The sequence below is a fragment of the Peribacillus sp. NPDC056705 genome (assembly GCF_043656335.1).
Genome location: NZ_JBHTYI010000121.1, coordinates 1 through 1,131, shown reverse-complemented (window position 1 = coordinate 1,131; position 1,131 = coordinate 1). Strand labels below are relative to the sequence as shown.

Genomic DNA, 1,131 nt, shown 5'->3' with positions numbered 1-1,131 from the left:
GTATTGGGGCTTGAACTCGGCGCGGACGATTATGTGACGAAGCCCTTCAGTACCAGGGAATTGTTGGCACGCGTGAAGGCACAAATGCGCAGACAGCAGAAGCCCGACAGCTCGGCAGATAACACAGACGGCACAAATACAGACGGACAAGGCCTGAGGCTGTTCGATCTGTTTATCGATACGGACATGTATATGGTGTATAAAGGCGGAGAAGCACTGGATCTCACGCATCGTGAATACGAGCTGGTCTATTATTTGGCGCGCAATGCCGGCAAGGTGATGACCCGTGAGCATTTATTGCAGGCTGTATGGGGATTCGAATACTTTGGCGATGTGCGCACGGTGGATGTGACGATCCGTCGATTGCGTGAGAAGATTGAAGAGAATCCGAGCAAGCCGGAATATATTCTGACTCGGCGTGGCCTTGGCTACCTGATGCGCAGTGCGAAAAACGGAGGCCTGTAATGAAGTGGCTGTCCTTCTTCCGTACCATTCAGGCGAAGGTCATCATTATTTATGTGCTGCTGATCCTGATCGCGATGCAACTGATCGGGGTGTATTTTGTCAGTGCGATGAAGAACTCGCTCACGAGCAACTTTACGAAGGATCTGCAGGAGCGGGCCGAGCTGATGTCCGTGCTGGCTGCCAAGACGCTCGGTGGCGAGAATGACTCGGAAGAAGATCCGGACGAAAGTCTGCGAATCATGGTGAACAATCTGTTCAGTCTGAACGGTGCCGAGATTCAAGTGCTGGATTCCACAGGACGAGTGCGGACGACTTCACTTCCGTCCCATGCCGATTATGTCGGCACGAAGAATACCCAGACGGTCGTTAGCCGCGCCTTGCAGGGCATAGAGGACAATGAGGAATACATCATCGATGATGACAATGTTCGTAAGAAGGTCGTGGCCAAGCCGGTGATGTACAACGAGAAGATCGTCGGTGCGATTTATATCGTTGCCAGCATGAGTGAGCTGTATAGCACGATGCAGCGAATTAACAATATTTTCATATCCGGGATACTCTTGGCGCTGGGATTAACCGCGGTGCTGGGCGTTATTCTGTCCCATACGATCACACATCCGATCAAGGAACTGACCAAGCATGCGCGCGCAGTGGCCGATGGCCGCT

1 protein-coding gene and 1 pseudogene are annotated in these 1,131 nt (G+C 52.4%); both read left to right on the top strand.

Annotated elements, in window-relative coordinates; genetic code table 11:
• On the top strand, nucleotides 1–465 hold a 465-nt coding region (locus tag ACFRAK_RS27995), incomplete at its 5' end, for a winged helix-turn-helix domain-containing protein (RefSeq protein WP_394573031.1).
• Nucleotides 465–1,131 (top strand): annotated as a pseudogene (locus ACFRAK_RS27990) (cell wall metabolism sensor histidine kinase WalK); the annotation flags it as partial. The gene ACFRAK_RS27995 and the pseudogene ACFRAK_RS27990, both read left to right, overlap by 1 nt.